This window comes from Virgibacillus sp. SK37 (assembly GCF_000725285.1).
Taxonomy (GTDB): Bacteria; Bacillota; Bacilli; order Bacillales; family Amphibacillaceae; genus Virgibacillus_Q.
This window is the reverse complement of record NZ_CP007161.1, coordinates 3,290,342-3,310,154: the sequence shown is the minus strand read 5'-3', so window position 1 is coordinate 3,310,154 and position 19,813 is coordinate 3,290,342. Positions and strand designations below refer to the sequence as shown.

The window sequence follows — 19,813 nt, the reverse complement described above, 5'->3', positions numbered from 1 at the left end:
GAGACACATGTCAAGAACAATGATACAAGCAGCTGTAACAATGAATCAATTACAATCAAAACTTGATCTCATTGGGAATAATATGGCAAACAGTGAAACAACAGGGTATAAAAATCGTAACGCAGACTTTTCGTCTTTATTATTTCAGCAAATAGATAATTTAAAGGATGAAGCGAATGCGGTTGGCCGATTGACACCTGATGGCGTAAGAATTGGATCGGGAGCAAAGCTTGGGACACCCAGCATTGACCTTAAACAGGGTTCGATCACAGAAACCGGCCGTGCGCTTGATACAGCTCTCTTGAAGGAAAATCATTTCTTTCAAGTTCAAGTGACAGAAAATGGTGTATCGGAAACACAATATACACGCGACGGTGCATTCTATCTTAGTCCAATTAATAACAATCAAGATGTCATGCTTACAGACAAAAATGGAAATCCGATTATAGGGGGAAATGGTTCTATTATCATTCCATCAGGGTTTGACTCTATCGATATTCACCCAAATGGTCAGGTATCAGTTAAGCGGGAGAATCAAACGGAAACTGCTGGCAATATTACTGTTGTCGAAGCTGTTCGACCACGTCTTCTTGAAGCTAGTGGTAACAATACATTCCGTCTTCCTGCAAATATGGCAGAGCTTGGCTATCAACCTTTTGAAGTTATGCAGGGAGTTGCACCTGAGACAGAAATTATAAAAAGTGGTGCTTTAGAACGGTCGAATGTGGATATTTCAAAAGAAATGACAGATTTAATAATGGCCCAACGTTCTTACCAATTTAATGCAAGAACTATTTCCATGAGTGATCAGATGATGGGGTTAATTAACCAAGTCAGATAAAGAAAGCTTTACTATTGGAATCAATAGAGAGGCTATTGACTAAAAACCTGAAAATACACTATAGTTATTATAAATAACAAGAGGGCATTGTCGGGATGTAAGGAGAAACAAGATCATGACTACTAAACAAGCAGAAAGACCAGTTGAAGAGAAGCAGACAAGAAAGTCCCATAAAGATAGTCAAAAGAAGACCAATGTGGGGAAATCTGCGTCAAATGAGCAGGACACTGCAAAGACATCAAGAAACCAGCAGAAGCAGAAACAGAGGGAAGAAAAGAAAAAAAATAAGCGACCAAGACTTCGGGCTTTTCCAATTTGGCTCCGGATCATTGTCGTTCTTCTTCTCTGTGCAATCGCTCTAACAGCTGGATTAATGATTGGCTATGGAGTCATAGGAGATGGTACTCCGACAGATGCACTAAAAAAAGATACTTGGCAGCATATTATTGATATTGTAACAAAAACCGATTAGCATAAAAGCACAAGCAACTAAATGGTCGCTTGTGCTTTTTTAATGGTTCAAATATACAGTTGGGTTATCCAATGATTGACAAAATGGACATGCTCCGAATTAACTCGGGTTGTCTTAAAGTTTTCGAAAATTATCCTGGTCTCCTGCCGATTAAAGTTTTCTACGGCGGATACTCATGCTCTGCTGCCCATTCTGCCACATCATCTTAAGCAAAGGTTAAACTTTTCCACGACCGCCTTGGATGAGACGGATAATTAAAACCACAAGGGCAATCACGAGCAGAATGTGAATAAGTCCTCCTACTACATCAAATCCAAAGCCAAGTGCCCAAAGGATTAGTAAAATAATAAGTAATGTCCACATACATTCTCCTCCTTTCTTACAGATTATTTTAAAGTTGACTAAAACAACTATTTTTATACTTGCAGTTACCTCTCTATTACCTTTTTATACGTAAGATGAAACATTTCTCTGGTATAATGGAAAAAATACATAACATATAGGAGGAATAAAATGATGGACATAGAGCAAATCAAACAAACAATACCTCATCGCTATCCTTTTCTTTTAGTGGATAGAGTGACCGAAATGGAGGAAGGAAAGCGTGTTGTCGGGTTGAAAAATGTTAGTGCAAATGAACCTTTTTTTCAAGGACATTTCCCGGAATATGCGGTCATGCCAGGGGTTTTAATCATTGAAGCTTTAGCCCAGGTTGGTGCAATGGCTGTTCTGGGAAAAGAAGAAAATAAAGGGAAGCTCGGTTTTCTTGCAGGTGTTGATAAATGCCGATTTAAAAAGCAGGTTCGCCCAGGTGATCAGCTCCAATTAGAGGTTGAAATCATAAGGTTTAAAGGCGCAATTGGAAAAGGAAAGGGAATTGCTACTGTTGACGGTGAAGTAGCCTGTGAAGCCGAAATCATGTTTGCTATTAAATAGTAATATAAAGGCAGAAGATGGCGCTTTCTATCCCTTCTTCTGCCAATACTATCTATGTATTTTTCATATTCCCTTTTAAGAAAAGCTACTACTTCTCTTATTAAAATTCCCACACTACAAAGGTAAATACCCTCTTCTTTAACAACACAAAATCCTCCTAAATCAAAATTAGAATTTTTTATGAAAAAAGGAGTATCACAATTCTAGTTCTGGTTAAGCTAAAATCGATAGCGAACATACAAAAGGAGGAATTCAACATGAATAAAAAGTTTTTAATCAAGCTTGGTGCGCCAGTACTAGCCTTGTCTCTTGTCGCTGCTTGTGGTACAGATAATGACACAGATCCTGTCGAAGAAGAGGCACCGTTAAACCAGGAGGATGACAACAACAACGACAATCCTGCTGAAGATAATGACATGAATAACAATGATGACATGAACGGTGACGGTATTGATGAGGATATCGATATGAACGAAGATAACGAAGACAATGGCATGGGCAATGACAACAATAACAATGATGATAACAACGAAGAAGATAATGATATGAATGGTGGAGCAGGAAACCAATAATCAATTAAGGAGCTATCATGAAAAAGCTTCACATTATATCAATAAAAAAGCAGAACAGCACTCTAAGCTATTAGAGACTGTTCTGCTTTTTGTCCTAAAAACAAGGAGCTTGCGCTTTCACTTATTTTTTATCCTCTGTCTTCTTTGCAGTAGTGGATTTTTTATTAGCTGTGCTTTTAGTAGAAGCAGCCTTTTTAGTCGTACTGCCTGACTTCTTAGCAGTTGAACCTGTGCTCTTCTTTGTTGAAGTTGATGCTTTTTGTTTTCCTGTCGCGTTCGTAGTGTCTTTTTTTGTTTGTAGAACTTTTGGCCTTTGTTTTCTTTTCTCCATCTTTTGATTCGGAAGCAGCTTTGTCGGAATCCTTCCCTTTTGAGCTGCTCTCTTGTGGAGTAGTTGCTGCTGGCTTTTCCTCCGATGTTGTATCTTCAGCTTCGTTTCCTTTAGCATCCTGCATGTAATCTGCTTGTAATTGAGCACCTTGTTCACTATCTTTCACATTATTAACCGGATTGGCTTTCGTAGCTTCTGATGGAGATGGAGAAGCAGCCTTTTCTTCTTCATTATTATTCTGTTTAGATTTTGCAACAGGCATAATCTTGTTTTCCTTTATCTCAGAAAGCTTCACTTGGGTAGCCTTTTGAATATCACTTTTTTTAGTGAGGGCTTTGTCTTTTACAGAGCCCGCCTGATATACGAAGTCTCCTCGTAATTCTTTCCCTGACTTCGGAGTCAAAAAGATGGCGGTTAGTAGCCCGATCATTATCCCGAAGATGGTACCTGAAAGGAAGCCTTTGTTATTTGACTGCTCTTGGTTTGCTGTCTGTTTTGTCATGTGTTATTCCTCCTCAACTTAGTTACTCATCCTATTATAAACAACTATTTGTTTGTATTTCCAGTTTTTCTTGTCTTTTGAAAATAACTTCCTAACATTACCCGAAAACGGGATTGATCAAACGTTTTCTTCTTTGAGCAAAGAATGTTCCCTTATCTGAATATTCATAGTAATATAGGCTTATATAGATAAGGGGGAATAGACTAATTGAAGAAACTATACATGATTACAAATAAAACAAAAGCTATATCTCTACATAATCACTCTACGCATTTTCGCTCTTCTATTATAGAAGCAGGTTCTGAAAAAGAAACACTCTGTGCATTCAGACCCGAACAAATCATTGATCAAAATTGTATTATTTATGGGTCTACACTAAAAAGAAGGCAAGTCGAATCTAACCATATCCTTCAATTAAAAAATAAATTGCCGATCCGGATTATTCCTGAAAAAAATATTTATATGTTTCCAACAGCTTCCATAAAAAACGATGCTTGTATTTGGGTCGCTTATCAACATATTCGGAAATGTATAGAACGACTCAATCAAACCTATATTCTCTTTAAGGATGGGACAGGTATAACTGTTGATGCATCTCACCATACCATTGACCTTCAATATATACGTACAGGTCAATTAGTTGCTCGCCAAAATGAAAGTAGACTGTTTGGCAATGATTTTTTCACTTGGATTAATTAAATAATGACCAGTCGGTTTATTTCATATAATAAGCAGGAAAATACAAATTTTATAGCCATGGAAATAGCTAAATAACACCACTACGGAAAAATACTGCGCTTTCCGGGGGCGGCTGATGAGCCTCCTCATGCTACGCATTCCGGGGTCTCACCGATGCCTCATCTCCCCCAGGAGTCTCCGTATTTTTCCTTCGCTAAAGTATATATTTCAAAGCTATTAAAGGTAAAAGATACTTCTTCGATTATTAAATATATATCAATTGATTGAAATGGAAGATGGCGGCCATATTATTTTTTAAGCATGAAGGGCTGCGTTTTTTTCAACGGGGCTAGTAATCATAGCCCCAGTCCAACTTTAGCAGTCCCTATTCGCACCAAGGCAGACAGTGGCTGTCCCGGGGTGGGGTGGATTCCGCTTGTCTCCCTTACTTTAAGGCTATTGCACTTTTGTTAGTGAGATAGTCAGTGAATAAATGTTATGCAGTAAGTAGAAAAACCCAATCTTTCTACTTGTATAAACAGGTTACACACATGTAATATAGAGAAGCAATCCATTTGAATATAGGTGACTAACCGGTCAGTCATAAAAATAATGAAACTAAACCGGACGTGAAAACGTAAAAGAAACAGGTGAAAACATGAATGAAAAGAAGCTTTCTTTGCTGATGGCAGGTATGAAATTATTTGCTCAGAAGGGTTATCATCAGACGTCTATACAAGAAATAGCGAATGAAGCTGGAGTCTCCAAAGGTGCTTTCTATATTTATTTCCAATCAAAAGAGGATTTTATTACAACAGTATTTTCCCATTTTTATACACAGATAAAAGAAAAAATGAGTGAGGTTGACGAGAAGAATCAGCCTCCAAGAGAGAATTTGGCGAATCAAATAGCTGTTTTAACGGAATATATTGCTAGCTATAAAGATCTAATAACAATGCACTTACGGGAAAATATCTCGATTGGGAAAAATACGGATAAGATTATTCAGGAAATGAAATTGCAAAATTTTTACTGGATGAAGGAGAAGATCACAGCAATTTATGGCAGTACGCTTGATGATCTGCTTATCGATACAATTATTCAATTGGAAGGGTTAATAAACGGTTATTTTAAGTGGATGGTTATAGATAATATACACATTGATAAAAATGAAATAGGACCATTTATTATCCGGCGCTTGGATGAAATTGTTCAAGGGATGTTGGAAAAAGAGGAAAAGCCTTTGCTATCATCAGCAAATGTCCCTAATACATATCGATATGAACAACAATTGAATCACGTTGCTTTAGATGATGTTATTGCTGAGGTATGTAAAAAGCTAAACGACTTGGATATGGATGCTGGAAAGAAAGGTCAGCTCCAAAAAGTAGTAGAAACAATAATGGATGAGGCAGAGAAAGAAGAACCTTCTCCCATAATTATTCAGGGGTTGCTTGCACACTTTTCGGCTATTCCTATGCTGCAATTAGAAAGTAAGCAGCTTGCCCAAATTTTTAACGTAGAATTATTAAATTGAGTGTAAACGAGAGGAGAAAAGATAATGAAGAAATTAAGGTTGGGAACACTTATTCTTTTAACATTTGCCATCATTGGTTTGCTTGCTGCATGTAATGATGAAGACGAGAGTAAGAGTGATGAGAAAGAGAAAGTGACACCAGTAGAGGTGACCGAAGCGGTGAAAAAAGATATGGTTATTGAAAAAATGCTATATGGCCGGACTTCGCCAAACAGTACGTCCCCCGTGATGGTTCAGGTACCAGGGGAAGTAGATGAACTGGAAGTAAGGAATGGAGATATGGTCGAGGAAGATGATCTTATCGCTAAAATTTCAACACCCCAAGGAAAGCAAAATATCCGTGCACCTAGGGATGGGGAAGTGGCAAGTCTTTCCGTTTCAGAGGGAGAAACAACTTCAACGGAAGAACCACTCGCAGTAATTACAGATATGGATCCAATGAAGGTAAAAGTAACAGTGACTGCAGATGCACGTTCGCTGTTCAAGTTGGAAGATACAGTGAAGGTAATGATTGATGAAGAAGAATATGATGCTGAGGTAACATCCATTGGTAGTCTTCCAGACGATACGGGACTTTACCCTGTGCAAGTTTCTATCGAAAACGAAGATGAAAAGATTTTACCTGGTATGGTTGCAGAAGTACATATAACCGAGAAAAAAGTGGAGGGTGCATTGACTGTACCAACCTCAGCAATCGTTGAAGAAAGTGATGCTTCGTTTGTCTATATTGTAAAAGACAATAAAGCAGGAAAGAAAAAAGTTGAAATTGTGGAGACACAATCAGACCATACGGCAATAAAGGGTGACGTCAAAGCTGGTGACAAGGTTGTCGTTAGTGGTCAGCTGACATTGTCTGACGGTAATCAGGTAAAGGTTTCGAAAGGGGAATAAACAGTGAAGCTTGTTCAAACATCCGTAAAACGACCTGTGGGAGTTATTATGATTGTTCTTGCAGTACTGGCATTAGGGATCGTTTCGGTACGAAGTTTAACCATTGACCTTTTTCCGAAGATTGATCTCCCAGTTGCTGTAGTTGCTACATCTTATCAGGATGCAGCCCCACAGGAAGTAGAAAATTTAATCAGTAGGCCGATAGAATCCTCTGTGAGTACGGTGGAAGGGATCGAGACCGTTCAATCGCAATCTCAATCCGGATCATCTTTGGTACTCATGATGTTCAGTAATGGAACCGATTTGGATCAAGCCTTACTTGATGTCAGAGAGAGTATTGATCAAGTAAAAGGAGCGTTACCAGATCGGGCGGGTGATCCCCGGATTATGCGCTTTAACCCAGATCAGCTTCCTGTAATGTGGGTGGGCTTAACCGGTAAAGATGCAGCCGCCTTGACCGAAATTGCAGACGATCAAATCGTACCTTTCTTTGAGCGTCAAGGTGGGGTCGGATCTGTTTCTGTTGAAGGAGGAAAAGAAAGAGAAATTCAACTTGTGCTTAACCAGGCAAAGCTTACGCAATATGGTGTAACTGCCCAGACAGTCACACAGGCTCTGTCCAGTTCCAATCAGTCTGCTTCTGTAGGTACGGTGGAAAAAGGAAATCAGGATTTACAGCTTCGGTTAACAGGTGAATTTGATTCTCTTGATGACATTAAGCAAACGATTCTGCAAACAGAATCAGGAGCAAAAATACATGTAGAAGATGTTGCTGAGGTTAAGGATACGTATAAGGATGAATCTAGTGTTACCTTGGTGAACGGCAAACCTTCTGTCGTATTATCTGTCATGAAGAAGACAGACAGTAACACAGTAGATGTCGCCAAAAATATTCAGGGGAGTATGGATGAAATCAAGGCAGATCTTCCGGATGATGTGGATTTAAACGTTGTTATTGACACATCTGAGTTTATTCAAATGTCCATTAAATCCGTTGTTCAAAACATACTCATCGGGGGAATCATTTCTATATTTATTTTGCTCTTATTCCTGAAAAGCATAAGGGCAACAATTGTTATTGGTTTATCGATACCAATTGCGATTATAACAACTTTCTCCCTAATGTATTTCACCGGAGAAACGCTGAATGTTTTGACACTTGGTGGTCTTGCATTAGGGCTTGGTATGATGGTGGATAGTTCGATCGTTATTCTCGAGCACATTTATACCTATCGGCAACGTGGCTATAATTTAATTGATTCAGCAATTAAAGGTGCATCAGAGCTTGCCCCAGCGGTAATTGCTTCAACAACAACCACGTTGGTCGTGTTTTTACCAATTATTTATGTAGAAGGTATTGCTTCCGATTTATTTACACCATTAGCATTGGCAGTTTCCTTCTCGCTCATTACTTCTTTGGTAGTAGCTGTTACACTTGTTCCAATGCTTTCATCCAAGCTACTTTCCAAAGCAATGGAAAACGGAGGGCGCCGCTATTGGTTTGATCGGTTCCTTGATTGGGTGAATGGTAAATACCGCAGTATTTTGAAATGGGTACTTGGCCATCGCAAGACAACAATTGCAGCTACTCTTCTAGCAATTGTAGCAAGTCTTGCACTGACCCCGTTTATTGGTGCAGAGTTCATTCCTTCTGCAGATCAGGGGCAGATGGAAGTACGGATTGAAACAGATCAAGGAAGCTCGCTTGCCTATACGGAAGAGATAACGGAAAAAGTAAATAAAAAGCTTGCAGACTATGAAGATATCATGGAAACAAACTATGTTAGCATAGGTGGCGGTGACTTTGGAGCGGGCGGATCAGCCAACTCAGCTGTGTTTACGATGCAATTGATTCCTTCAGGAGAAAGAGAGAAATCAACAGCACAGGTTGTCCAGCAAATGGATAAGGATTTAAGTGATATACCTGGAGCTGAAATCACCGTGAGTGCGATGGATAGTGGCATGGGCATGGGAGATCCGATTCAGATTCAATTGAACGGACCGGAACATGAAGTGCTATCCCAATTAGCAGATCAGGTTGTAAGTGAAATCTCTGAAGTAAAAGGAATCTACAATGCCGAGTCCGGAGCGGCTGAAGGTGTTCCGCAAATGAATATTGTGATTGATGATGAAAGAGCAGCAATGTATGGACTTTCCCAGGATCAAATTCTTGGGCAGATTCAATTACAATTTACAGGTCAGGTGGCAACACAATATCGTGAGGATGGCCAGGAGATGGATGTCACGCTCATGTATCCGGAAGATAAGCGCAGTTCCATTAGTGACTTGCAGGATATGAAGATTCAATCATCCAGTGGTGCTACCATTCCTTTAGAGGAAGTTGCAACATTTGATGAGATGAATGGGCCTGCTACGTTATTGCGGGAAAATCAACAACCACAGATGAATGTGACAAGTCAAGTTGTCGATAGAGACTTAGGAAGTGTCGTATCAGATGTCGAAAGTAAACTGGAAGGGTTGAACTTGCCAGAAGGTTACACCTATGAAATTGGCGGGCAGGCAGAGGATATGGCCAAATCATTTGGCGACTTGGCAATTGCGTTGATATTCTCTATCTTCCTAGTTTACGCGGTGATGGCAATCCAATTTGAGAACTTCCTATTCCCGCTTATTATCATGTTTGCAATGCCGACAACGGTAGTAGGTGTGCTGTTGGGATTATTCATCGCAGGAATTCCATTAAGCATTCCAGCGTTTATCGGGATTATTATGCTTGCCGGTATAGTTGTAAACAATTCAATTGTATTGGTAGACTATATCAACATATTACGGCGAAAAGGGAAGGACCGCTATGAAGCCATATTGGAAGCTGGTCCAAGCAGGTTACGCCCAATATTAATGACAACATTAACAACGATTTTAGCTATGGTACCTCTCGCATTCGCATTAGGCGAGGGAGCAGAGACACAGCAACCATTGGCTGTAACCATTATATTCGGCCTGGGTGTTTCCAGTATGTTCACCCTATTGCTTATTCCAGTGGTCTACACCTTATTCGATGATTTAACGAAAAAAATTACAGGTCGCAAGAGGAAAAGAAACAAGAAAAAAGAAGCATAAGAAAAGCCTCCACAACTGTGGAGGCTTTTTGCATGGAGTGTTACTGTGCTTCGAGACAAGTGAGCAGTTATTCGAGACAGAGCCCGCCGCACTCGAGACAGTGTACGTCGCATCCGCGACAAGTGAGCGATCAACCGAGACAGTGCACGTCGCATCCGCGACAAGTGAGCGATCAACCGAGACAGAGTGCGTCGCCCCCGCGACAAGTGAGCGATCAACCGAGACAGTGCACGTCGCCCCCGCGACAAGTGAGCGATCAACCGAGCCAGTGCACGTCGCATCCGCGACAAGTGAGCGATCAACCGAGCCAGTGCACGTCGCCCCCGCAACAAGTGAGCGGTCAACCGAGACAAAGCAGTTCGCACTCGCGACAGCCCGCACCCGTGGCCACAACAGCGCAGCATTAATAAGAGTGCTGGGGTGCTATATGAGAGCCACCCAGTCGCATATGAGAGAGCAAAAAATGAAAGCCCCAAGCTCACCTGACAGTCCACCAACCGCTAGCCAAGCCAACCAAGCAAAAAGCACTGTATCAAAAGATACAGTGCTTTAGTTAATTAAATCCAACTAGTTAAAATCTATTCTTCCTCAGCAATCTGCCACCAATGGAAGCCATCTTTTTCTAATAGCTCATGAGCTGCTTTCGGACCCATCGAACCAGAGGCGTAGTTTGGGAAATCAGCTTCTGTAGCAGCCCATCCGTCAAGAATGGAATCAATGAACCGCCAGGAATAGGCTACTTCATCCCAATGGGTAAAGTTGGTCGTATCACCAATCATACAATCATACAACAGTTTTTCATAAGCTTCCGGTGTATTGAGGCCATCAATCCCATTATTTGTATAGGAAAGTTGAATTGGTTGAGCAATCGATCCAGCACCGGCTTTTTTCGCATTAAGATAAAGCGTTATGCCTTCGTTCGGCTGGATGTTAATGACGAGCAAGTTCGGATGTTTCTTCGGTTCTTCCTTATAATACAAATTCATAGGGATATCCTTAAATTCCACTACAATTTTAGTGCATTTTTCCGCCATTCGTTTTCCTGTCCGAATATAGAAAGGAACGCCGGCCCAGCGGTAATTATCAATCATGACTTTTCCTGCTACAAATGTTTCTGTATTAGATGATGCAAGTTCATCTGCTTCCTCACGATAACTGCGAAGTTCTTGGCCATCCAAATGTCCGCTGCCATATTGTCCACGCACAAAATAGTCTTGAACCTGATCTTTTTCAATCATCCGTAAAGAGCGGAGTGCGCGTACTTTTTCTGAGCGGATTTCTTCTGTAGACAAGTTAATTGGTGGCTCCATCGCGAGTAGTGCAACCATCTGGAGCATGTGATTTTGCACCATATCCCTTGCTGCACCGGAATGATCATAATAGCGTGCCCGTTCCTCCACACCAAGCTTTTCACTGGACGTGACCTGAATGTTGGATATGAAGCGGTTGTTCCATAAATGTTCAAAAATACCGTTGGCAAAGCGGATAACTTCAATATTTTGTACCATTTCCTTGCCAAGGTAATGGTCGATCCGGTAGATCTGTTCTTCATCAAAAGCGACACGAATTTCATTATTCAACTCTTTCGCAGATTCTAAATCATGGCCAAACGGTTTTTCAATGACAAGCCGTGTCCAGCCAGGACTGTTTTTCAATCCATGGCTTTGAAGATTTTTTGCGATGGATCCGAAATACTCAGGTGCCATCGCCAGGTAAAAGATTCTATTACCACCTGTTTGATACGTCCCTTCCAACTCTTCTAAGAGACCATGAAGGTTGTTATAGGATTCTGTTTCCGTAACATCAAAAGAATGATAATAAAAATGAGAGATAAATTTGTCTACATTCTCATCTGTTGAAACTTCCTGATCAAGGGAGGCCTTCACATTATCCCGGAATACATCGTTCGTCCACGGTCTGCGGGCAAGACCAACCACTGCAAAATCCTCGTCAATTTTTCCGTTCTGATACAGTTTGTATATTGAAGGGAATAGCTTTCGCTTAGCTAAGTCCCCGGTCGCTCCAAATATGACAATCGTTACTTTTGGCGTTTGCATAGAATGAAAACCTCAATTCTTGGTATATATATAAGATTTTATAAATAAAAAAAGGATAAATCAACTATTGTGGTTGACTATCCTGTATTTTTAATTATTTCTGGATATATATGTATTTCTGTAAAATATTCACATTCTCAAAATTTCAGCAGTAATTTGTTTGCCGTGTGTACTCAAGAGGTGAAAAAGACAGACAATCTTACCGCGTTCTATGTGGTTGAAATGGAACAAACGGCCATGGAACCTCTATACTGCTTTTTGAAAAAACTTCTAATCCTTTAACGCATTTCCGGCCTTCGTCATGACTTGTTTCACTACCTCGGAAAACATGAGACCAATGGCAATTCCCCCGGCAAGTAGCATGACCTTTGCGGATAATTGAACAGCTGTGAAATAATCATTTTCTACAAAATTACGCATGGCATCATAAGCGATTCCACCTGGAACAAGGGGGATAATTCCAGAAACATTAAAAATAATGACAGGTGTTTTATACAGTTTGGCACATAATTGGCTTAAAACAGCAACAAGCATCGCACCAAAAATTGTAGCTGGAACCACGTCAAGTCCTTCTGCTACTAAAATATAATACAAAATCCAGCCAAACATCCCAACAAGCCCACATTGTAATAATCTATCTCTTGGTGCGTTGAATAACACACCAAATCCTGCTGCTGCCACAAAACTGGTGATCAGCTGAGCTAAATCAATCATGTGCTCCCCTCCTTGAAGTAGAAATTAAACAAAAGCAAGAACCACTGCAACTCCTGCGCCAATCGCAAAGGATGTTAATACGGCTTCAACTCCTTTAGACAGACCTGCGACGAGATGCCCAGCCATCAAGTCTCTGACAGCATTCGTAATATGCAGTCCCGGGACTAGTGGCATGACAGCCCCGATAATAATCTTATCCAAATCAACTCCAACGCCCTGTGTAATAAACAGGATGGAGGCAAGCCCAATAATTAGCGAAGCAAAAAACTCAGCAATAAATCGAATCTCTACAATTTTTTCAGCGCCAAGCATGGCAGCAAACCCAACCCCGCCTGCTATAAAGGAAGGAAGGAAGTCTGGCCATGATCCCCCAAACATGATGGTAAAGCTGCCGCTTACAAATGCAGCCGCAATAATTTGCAGCCAGTAGGGAAATGTCAATTTTGCTTCAGATACATTATTTAATAACAAATTTGCCTCATATACGGACAGTTCGCCTGCCGTTATCTTTCTGGAAATGCTGTTAACTTCCGCAATTTTATGTAAATCGGTGGAACGATGGGAAATCCTTCGAAAATGAGTTGCCTCCGAGCTATCCATTGAAAAGTTGATGCCTGTTGGTGTTGCATAGCTTTGTGCATCATGTAAACCAAATGCAGCTGCTATCCGGTTCATTGTATCTTCCACTCGATACGTTTCCGCCCCACACTCCAGCATGATTTTTCCTGCAAGCATGCAAACCTTGGCCACTGCAACCTTATCCTTCATTTACACACCCTCTCTCTATGTAATGCGAAATGCGAATATCTCTAGCTATTATATGACGGAACGCACTAGATTGAAAGAAAACACAGGAAATTAACAAAAACTTCTGGAGTTAAAATTGGTGTAAACGGATGGAGGGAGGATGAGACGCGTAGAAATAGTGATTAATCCAGTCGATAAGTATGTTGTTCGTAACAAATTAAAATCTCACGGTACTAAATCATTTCCGTGAGATTTTTTCATTTTCCCTAATTGTTTTTTTCGTAGAGTATGGTCTGTGCGATCCCAATAAAATATTCCGATTCATCGATGATATGGTTAATAACCACTCTGGCTGTTGGATTGTTTTCAGCTGCTTTACTTTCTGTTTTTACTTTTCTGCAGAATTGAGTAAATGCTACACTTTCCTGCAGACAGAAAGAGACGAGCTCCAAAACTTGCTTATAAAGATTTGCTGGGAGTTGATTGTTACCACGCACGACTGTTTCGACATAGCGTCGGACATGCTGATGGGTTGTTTCCAACACATCTTCCCAGTGCTTCAAAGCTTCCACATATTCCTTCTCCAAATCACTCATCAATTCCCGCATAACCACCGTATGCTCCGCTTCCTGCTCTTTCCAAAATTCCGCCTCATCCAGCACACGAAGCGGCATTTGATTGCCATAGTAAAATTGCAAAACATCATCTCCCTGGTCAATAAGTGAAAATTTATGTTCTTAAACTATATGCGGACAAGAAGGGAAACATGCCATTCTATTTAGGGGAGACCTTTTGCCTCAAGGGTTCCCTATTATCTCTATAAATAATTCATATAAAACTTGAAAATGGCTGCTCTATATGTATAATAGAAATTAATTGTATAGAAACGTTTTCTAGGGTTCCGTAACGAGGTATGTTAGTCTGGTCCGAGAGAAAACTCACAGCTTGGCTGTGCCACGGAGGGACAAAAGCCTGGGAGATACTGTTTACAGTTATCTCCCTTTTTTAATGGGAAAAATTATTGGAGGTGCTTTTTATATGAATGCAAATTGGTTAAAAGTATTTGTTGCTGCTTTTTTTGAAGTAGGTTGGGTAATTGGCTTGAAACACGCAGATGGGTTATTGGAGTGGGCAGCTACTGTCATTTGTATTATTGTCAGCTTTTATCTGTTAATTATGGCGGGGGAGAAGCTTCCCGTTGGAACCGTTTATGCTGTGTTTGTTGGATTAGGTACTGCAGGGACAGTGTTTTCAGGTATTGTATTCTTTGATGAACCCTTTAAGATAGCAAAGATTTTGCTGATCTGCGTTTTACTTGCAGGAGTAATTGGTCTGAAATTAGTTACCGAAGATAATGTTACAGAAGGAGCTGAATCCTAATGGCATGGTTATTTCTCGTATTAGCAGGTTTATTTGAGATGACTGGTGTGTTAATGATTAGTAAGCTGCATAAAGACCGGAACTGGCAGTCACTTCTACTCCTTATTCTAGGGTTTGGAGCAAGTTTTCTATTTCTCTCTCTTGCAATGGAAGCATTGCCTATGGGAATCGCATATGCTGTTTGGACAGGGATCGGCGCCTCTGGAGGAGCAATTGTGGGAATGTTTTTATATGGAGAATCAAAAAACTGGAAAAGAGTTGTTTTTATAGCAATGATTATCGGAGCAACCATTGGTCTGAAATTAGTTTCTTGAAAAGGAAGAAGGAGAGCTTGTGAGACTCCCCTTCTTCCTTTTTTGTATGTATTATGGCATCATCAGGAACAGAGATACAAGAGCGATAAGCGGCATACTCATAGAAAGCGGCAAGCTGACCATCGCAAATGCATTCACAGTTTCTTCAGCTTCCGGTGTCACATCAATCCGCTTATTAACAAGGATAAAGAAAACTGCATATGCCATTAGAAATAGAACGATCAAAAATGGGATATAGAGTGCTGAAAGCGTTTGGACTGGCTCCAGTTTGATAAACCCATACACAATTAGCAGGATAGGAATAGCTTCACTGATAGCAATACCTATCATAAACTTTGTCTGAACCTTATCTCTTAAACTAGGATCTTCTTTGAGCTTACTGCTATGTATCTTATAAAGTATTAAAATAGGAATCACAGCAAGTACTGCTGCTGCTACAAAAATATAAGGAACCATTTGGCTAACCTCCTTTTCCAGATAATTTAGGTAATATCATCTTACCATAAATTCTAGAAAAGAACATCGGTGAGTTAGGTGCCCAGCAGTTGAGGGCGCACTCGAAACGAGAACGTGCACCCAAGACAGAAGCGCCTGCGTCCGAGACAGAGACGCCCGCACCCGAGACAGGCAAGCGTTCATCCGCGACAGCAGTGCCCGCACCCGAGACAAAGGACCATCCATCCGAGACAGCAGCACCTGCGCCCGAGACAAAGGACCGCCCGCATCCGAGACAGGTGAGCGTCCATCCGAGACAACAGCGCCTGCCCCCGAGACAGGCAAGCGTCCATCCGAGACAACAGCGCCCGCACCCGAGCCAGAACAGCGTCCATCCGAGACAGCAGCGCCCGCACCCGAGCCAGGTGAGCGTCCATCCGAGACAACAGCGCCTGCCCCCGAGACAGGCAAGCGTCCATCCGAGACAGAAGCGCCCGCACCCGAGACAGAATTGCTCACGCCCGAGACAAGTGACCGCTCACCCGAGACAGTGGACCGTCCATCCGAGACACCAGCACAGCATTTCACTAAAAATACAGGAGAAAATCACTTCCCCTGTTTACCTCATATCTCCATTCTCGCTGCACGATAAATATGTTGCTTACTATCTGGTGCAAAACCGGAAATAGTTACCTCAAACACTTCTTCTTTGTGGTCATCTCCAGAAACTTCCACAATTTTTGAAGCTCTTCCATTTCCTTTCTTGATAAAACCTGAGGTAATCAATCGATTATTTGTCTGTGGCAACAAGTCTGCATCCCCAACAATTGGAGAGAAAAATGCTTGGCCACGTTCCTCGCCATACGCCCATACTTCCTCTACCGTCTTGTCTTTTTCATTAATGCGGTACTGTACTGCTCTGCTAAATTGTTGACTCACTGTTTCATCGCCGCGGGTAATCCGATTATTATTGTCAAAAAGTAAAATATCTGTCGTCTCCGGATCCTCGTCCTGATCAGGAAGTGCCATCACTGCATGTGGCCCTGCTGGGTATTTAAATTTTTCGCTTTTAGGTGTAAGCAAAACATCTTTATAAGAATCTGGCCATCCTTCTGGGAAAGCAAGAATCCAATCAATGTTTCCATCAGGAAAACTATGCTTCATTACCAAATCCTGATGTCTTGCTGTCATTACTACAGCATCGCTTTGTGTGTCCACCCAAATAGAATTATTATGAAGCCAATCGCCTGCATTTGAACCGGTACCAACATAATCTTCTTGAAAAGCTTTAGGGAAAAGCTCAGCATAGTCTAAGCGATTTACTATTTTGCCTGTTCTGCGATTTAGTTCTACTAGCCTATCTTCCAATGATTTTTCGGTTTGCTCATGTGTCGTAACCAAGAGATTACCATTGGAAAGCTCCATCACGTCTGTGTTAATTGCTGTGGACGGAATCTCTGATTTAGCATAAATCGGGTAGTAGTAATAGATTCTACCAAGTAAATCTATTTCCAATACCAGGTTGTGTTTTGTTTTTGGTGATCTGGTGTAGACTAGGAAATTGCCATTGGATAGCGGTTTGAAAAGTTGCCTCACACTAATGGTGCTATACCAACGAACCTTTGCTTGATTATCAATGGCAAATAAGTAATTTGCACTTGGGGCCATAAATGTAAGCCCATCTTCCATTTTCTCAGGAAGTGAATGATCCAATTTTATGTTTAAAAAATCTTTTGGCAATGGTTTTGTCTTTAAAAGGATCGTGTTGGTTTCATAAGCACCTGAATGAAACGTAGCTGTAACAGTTATTCGGTTTTTTGTATTAGGATACAGACCTATAATAGGTAGCCTATGAATGGTATGGTAACCAGGATAGGTTTTTGTAATTGGATTTTCTCCCTCGATGGTTACTGATACATGGGCTGGTTTCGAAGTTGTAAAAAGGACTAAAGCTGTTAACGGGGCATTGTGGTACGGGTTTAGTTGAACTAATGGATTGGTTAGTGTATGTGTACGATGGTTAAATCGTCTTTCAAGCCTTTTAATAATTTGTTGCTGTCTGTGCATTTGAGGCGTTTTACGACGTGATGTAGTCATACGTTATCTTTCTCTCCTTTAAAAATTTAAATATATAAAGCTCTGCCATCTGCTATTCGCTCTCTATTAACCTATTCCCTAAAAAAATGATTTCATTCTTATTTTATTTGGAATAAGGTCCCAAGTTCAAGCGACAGACTTACCATTCTGAATGAGAGACGCCCGTGTTCAGATGAGAGAGCGCGATATCCAAATGAGAGAGGCGAGCGTCCAAATGAGAGAGCGCGATATCCAAATGAGAGAGGCGAGCGTCCAAATGAGAGAGCGGCCCTCCCAAATGAGAGAGGCGAGCATCCAAATGAGAAAGCCACCCGCCCAGATGAGAGACCACAGCATCCAAATGAGAGAGCCCGCCTCCAGATGAGAGAGCCACCCTCCCAAAAGAGAGAGCTCCACATCCAAATGAGAGACCCTCACCCAAAAAAAACAACCTCCCATCAAAACCAGCTCACCGCTGCACTTCCTCCAACACTACTCTTTTCCATTTCAAAAATTCCTCTGAAAGCAGGATTTGTTCATCCCGGGGACGAGCGAACGGTACCTCAAATACACGCTTTACTTTTGCTGGCCCCGCACTTAATACGACGATTTTATCCGACAGAAATAGTGCTTCATCAATACTATGTGTAATAAATAGAATAGACTGGTGGCTATCCTCCCAAATATCAAGCAGCCACTTTTGCATGTCTAATCTGGTGAACTCATCCAATGCGGAAAAAGGTTCATCCAAGCAAAGGAAGGATTGCGGGCTGAGCAATGCCCGAATAAATGAAGCGCGTTGCTTCATGCCACCTGACAGTTCATGAGGATAGCTATGGATGACTTCACCAAGCCCTGCTTTCCGCAGCATTTCCTTGGCCAGGCCTTCTTCTTTTCTCCCTTGAAGTTCCTGTCCAATCAACACATTCTGCAAAATTGTTCGCCATGGAAACAGGGAGGCTTGTTGCGGCATGTAGCTGATATGTCCTGTCGTATTTGTAATATTCATCTCATCTTTCCAAATTTCCCCGCCATCTGGCATCAACAGACCACCGATCAAATTAAACAGGGTAGTTTTACCACTGCCCGAAGGCCCAATAAGGGATACAAATTCACCTTCAGCAATATCAAGGGATATGTCCTCCAACACTTTTTTATCATCAAAATGTTTACTAACCTGCTTGATAGAAAGCATTAAGCATTGCCCCCTTTCTTATTCCATTTCAACACCAGTTTTTCCAATAGTACAATCAACCCGAAAAAAGTGAGACTTAGCACCATGACAACAATAATTGCAACAAACACGCGTGATGTGCGGAAAGAGGAGGTAGCCAATGTCATAAATACACCGATACCTTCTTGGGCACCAAGCCATTCAGAGATAACAGCAGCCATAACACTATAGGTTGCGGCAATTTTTAGCCCTGAAAAAACGGAAGGTAAGGCATGAGGGAATTCCAATTTCCAAAATAATTGCCCTTTTGTTGCTCCCATCATTTTCATATAATGTACCAGCTCGCGGCTTGTTTGTTGAAAACCACCCAACGCCGAAACAGCAATGGGGAAAAAGCATGACAATGTAATAATGATTAATTTCGGCAATGAGCCAAAACCAAACCAGATGACAAGCAGGGGAGCAAGGACGATAATGGGAATGTTTTGCGATAATATTAAAAACGGATAAAAAGTTTCTCTTACTTTAGGGAGCATATGTAATAAAATAGCAACAGCTAATCCTACGCTAATACCAATAATAAATCCTACAATGGTTAATTTCACCGTGGCCATAAAATGAAACAGAAATTCTCCCCACGTCTGATTTGCTTCTTTTATAATATCGGTAGGGGAAGGTAATAGCCATTCTTCTATCGTAAACACACGGGTTGCTACCTGCCAAATAATGATAAATAGAAGGATGGCACCAAGTGGCCGCCATCCTTTTGTGAAGATCTGTTTCATCGGTATTTCTCCGTAAGTGTGTCCATTGTAATTCCTGCCGGCTGGTGTAAAATTTTAATCTGTGAAATGACATTTTCAGCACCGATCTCCACCATACGTGCATTCATTTTTTCCACGATGTGCAGCAGTTCGGATAACTCCCCTTCCATCGTTGTTTCCAGTGGGCTTACCTGGTAAGTTACCCCTGCATCCTCAATTACCCCAATCGCCTCATCGACCATTCCATATACATCTTTTACATTGTCAGCCTTTGGGATAATTTGAATACTAACTAACGAATTTGCCATCAA

At 41.2% G+C, this 19,813-nt stretch carries 21 protein-coding genes and 1 riboswitch; of the genes, 10 read left to right on the top strand and 11 right to left on the bottom strand.

The features are described from left to right. Positions 1-7: 7 nt before the first annotated feature. Both X953_RS16345 and X953_RS16340 read left to right on the top strand, forming a co-directional pair. Positions 8-841, top strand: a complete 834-nt coding sequence (locus tag X953_RS16345) for a flagellar hook-basal body protein (protein WP_040956523.1) — start codon at positions 8-10, stop codon at positions 839-841. Positions 842-956: 115 nt separating this feature from the next. Beyond that, positions 957-1,313, top strand: coding sequence for a DNA-directed RNA polymerase subunit beta (locus X953_RS16340; RefSeq protein WP_040956522.1), 357 nt, complete (start codon positions 957-959; stop codon positions 1,311-1,313). Positions 1,314-1,529: 216 nt separating this feature from the next. Here the strand turns inward: X953_RS16340 and X953_RS19885 are convergent, their stop codons facing one another. Beyond that, on the bottom strand, positions 1,530-1,676 hold the full coding sequence (locus tag X953_RS19885) for a lmo0937 family membrane protein (protein WP_019378014.1): 147 nt from the start codon (positions 1,674-1,676) through the stop codon (positions 1,530-1,532). A 150-nt stretch (positions 1,677-1,826) separates the two neighbouring features. Between X953_RS19885 and fabZ the strand changes: the two genes are divergently transcribed. Continuing rightward, positions 1,827-2,249: a 3-hydroxyacyl-ACP dehydratase FabZ gene (fabZ, locus tag X953_RS16335; RefSeq protein WP_040956521.1), complete on the top strand. Its 423-nt coding sequence runs from the start codon at positions 1,827-1,829 to the stop codon at positions 2,247-2,249. Between the two features lie 257 nt (positions 2,250-2,506). Continuing rightward, positions 2,507-2,821, top strand: coding sequence for a hypothetical protein (locus X953_RS16330; RefSeq protein ID WP_040956520.1), 315 nt, complete (start codon positions 2,507-2,509; stop codon positions 2,819-2,821). Between the two features lie 215 nt (positions 2,822-3,036). On the opposite strand, the gene X953_RS19245 is transcribed toward X953_RS16330, so the two are convergent. Then, entirely contained in the window at positions 3,037-3,654 is a 618-nt protein-coding gene (locus X953_RS19245) for a YtxH domain-containing protein (RefSeq protein ID WP_052350185.1), read from the bottom strand. 207 nt (positions 3,655-3,861) lie between these two features. Here X953_RS19245 and X953_RS16320 point away from each other — a divergent pair, with 207 nt between their 5' ends. From X953_RS16320 to X953_RS16305, 4 genes are all read left to right on the top strand, one after another. Beyond that, positions 3,862-4,353, top strand: a complete 492-nt coding sequence (locus X953_RS16320) for a competence protein ComK (RefSeq protein WP_052350184.1) — start codon at positions 3,862-3,864, stop codon at positions 4,351-4,353. A 637-nt stretch (positions 4,354-4,990) separates the two neighbouring features. Continuing rightward, a complete protein-coding gene (locus X953_RS16315) occupies positions 4,991-5,869 on the top strand; it encodes a TetR/AcrR family transcriptional regulator (RefSeq protein ID WP_040956519.1) in 879 nt (292 codons plus the stop codon). Positions 5,870-5,893: 24 nt separating this feature from the next. Then, complete coding sequence (locus X953_RS16310) at positions 5,894-6,760, top strand: efflux RND transporter periplasmic adaptor subunit (protein ID WP_040956518.1); 867 nt, start codon at positions 5,894-5,896, stop codon at positions 6,758-6,760. Between the two features lie 3 nt (positions 6,761-6,763). Beyond that, positions 6,764-9,841: an efflux RND transporter permease subunit gene (locus X953_RS16305; RefSeq protein ID WP_040956517.1), complete on the top strand. Its 3,078-nt coding sequence runs from the start codon at positions 6,764-6,766 to the stop codon at positions 9,839-9,841. A 578-nt stretch (positions 9,842-10,419) separates the two neighbouring features. Here X953_RS16305 and zwf read toward each other — a convergent pair. The 4 genes from zwf to X953_RS16280 all read right to left on the bottom strand — a co-directional run bounded on the left by zwf (position 10,420) and on the right by X953_RS16280 (position 14,057). Further along, positions 10,420-11,898, bottom strand: coding sequence for a glucose-6-phosphate dehydrogenase (zwf, locus tag X953_RS16295; protein ID WP_040956515.1), 1,479 nt, complete (start codon positions 11,896-11,898; stop codon positions 10,420-10,422). A 270-nt stretch (positions 11,899-12,168) separates the two neighbouring features. Then, positions 12,169-12,612 carry a threonine/serine exporter family protein gene (locus X953_RS16290; RefSeq protein WP_019378025.1) on the bottom strand — a complete coding sequence of 148 codons (444 nt, stop codon included), beginning with the start codon at positions 12,610-12,612 and terminating at the stop codon, positions 12,169-12,171. Between the two features lie 24 nt (positions 12,613-12,636). After that, positions 12,637-13,380 (bottom strand): threonine/serine exporter family protein, encoded by a 744-nt coding sequence (locus X953_RS16285; protein ID WP_040956514.1) that lies wholly within the window; start codon positions 13,378-13,380, stop codon positions 12,637-12,639. 245 nt (positions 13,381-13,625) lie between these two features. Further along, positions 13,626-14,057 (bottom strand): DUF2935 domain-containing protein, encoded by a 432-nt coding sequence (locus X953_RS16280; RefSeq protein WP_040956513.1) that lies wholly within the window; start codon positions 14,055-14,057, stop codon positions 13,626-13,628. A gap of 184 nt (positions 14,058-14,241) precedes the next feature. Next, positions 14,242-14,340, top strand: a riboswitch (guanidine-I (ykkC/yxkD leader). A gap of 57 nt (positions 14,341-14,397) precedes the next feature. Here X953_RS16280 and X953_RS16275 point away from each other — a divergent pair. Both X953_RS16275 and X953_RS16270 read left to right on the top strand, forming a co-directional pair. Beyond that, positions 14,398-14,739 (top strand): multidrug efflux SMR transporter, encoded by a 342-nt coding sequence (locus X953_RS16275; protein ID WP_040957197.1) that lies wholly within the window; start codon positions 14,398-14,400, stop codon positions 14,737-14,739. Further along, a complete protein-coding gene (locus tag X953_RS16270; RefSeq protein WP_040956512.1) occupies positions 14,739-15,053 on the top strand; it encodes a multidrug efflux SMR transporter in 315 nt (104 codons plus the stop codon). Before X953_RS16275 ends, X953_RS16270 begins: the two co-directional genes overlap by 1 nt. Before the next feature lie 51 nt (positions 15,054-15,104). On the opposite strand, the gene X953_RS16265 is transcribed toward X953_RS16270, so the two are convergent. The 5 genes from X953_RS16265 to X953_RS16240 all read right to left on the bottom strand — a co-directional run bounded on the left by X953_RS16265 (position 15,105) and on the right by X953_RS16240 (position 19,810). Beyond that, positions 15,105-15,509, bottom strand: a complete 405-nt coding sequence (locus X953_RS16265; RefSeq protein ID WP_040956511.1) for a hypothetical protein — start codon at positions 15,507-15,509, stop codon at positions 15,105-15,107. A gap of 603 nt (positions 15,510-16,112) precedes the next feature. Beyond that, complete coding sequence (locus X953_RS16260; RefSeq protein ID WP_052350183.1) at positions 16,113-17,585, bottom strand: aryl-sulfate sulfotransferase; 1,473 nt, start codon at positions 17,583-17,585, stop codon at positions 16,113-16,115. Positions 17,586-18,033: 448 nt separating this feature from the next. Further along, positions 18,034-18,759, bottom strand: a complete 726-nt coding sequence (locus X953_RS16250) for an ABC transporter ATP-binding protein (protein ID WP_040956509.1) — start codon at positions 18,757-18,759, stop codon at positions 18,034-18,036. Further along, a complete protein-coding gene (locus X953_RS16245) occupies positions 18,759-19,523 on the bottom strand; it encodes an ABC transporter permease (RefSeq protein ID WP_040956508.1) in 765 nt (254 codons plus the stop codon). The genes X953_RS16250 and X953_RS16245 overlap by 1 nt, the downstream gene beginning before the upstream one ends. After that, positions 19,520-19,810, bottom strand: a complete 291-nt coding sequence (locus X953_RS16240) for a thiamine-binding protein (RefSeq protein ID WP_040956507.1) — start codon at positions 19,808-19,810, stop codon at positions 19,520-19,522. The genes X953_RS16245 and X953_RS16240 overlap by 4 nt, the downstream gene beginning before the upstream one ends. Between the last annotated feature and the right edge of the window lie 3 nt (positions 19,811-19,813).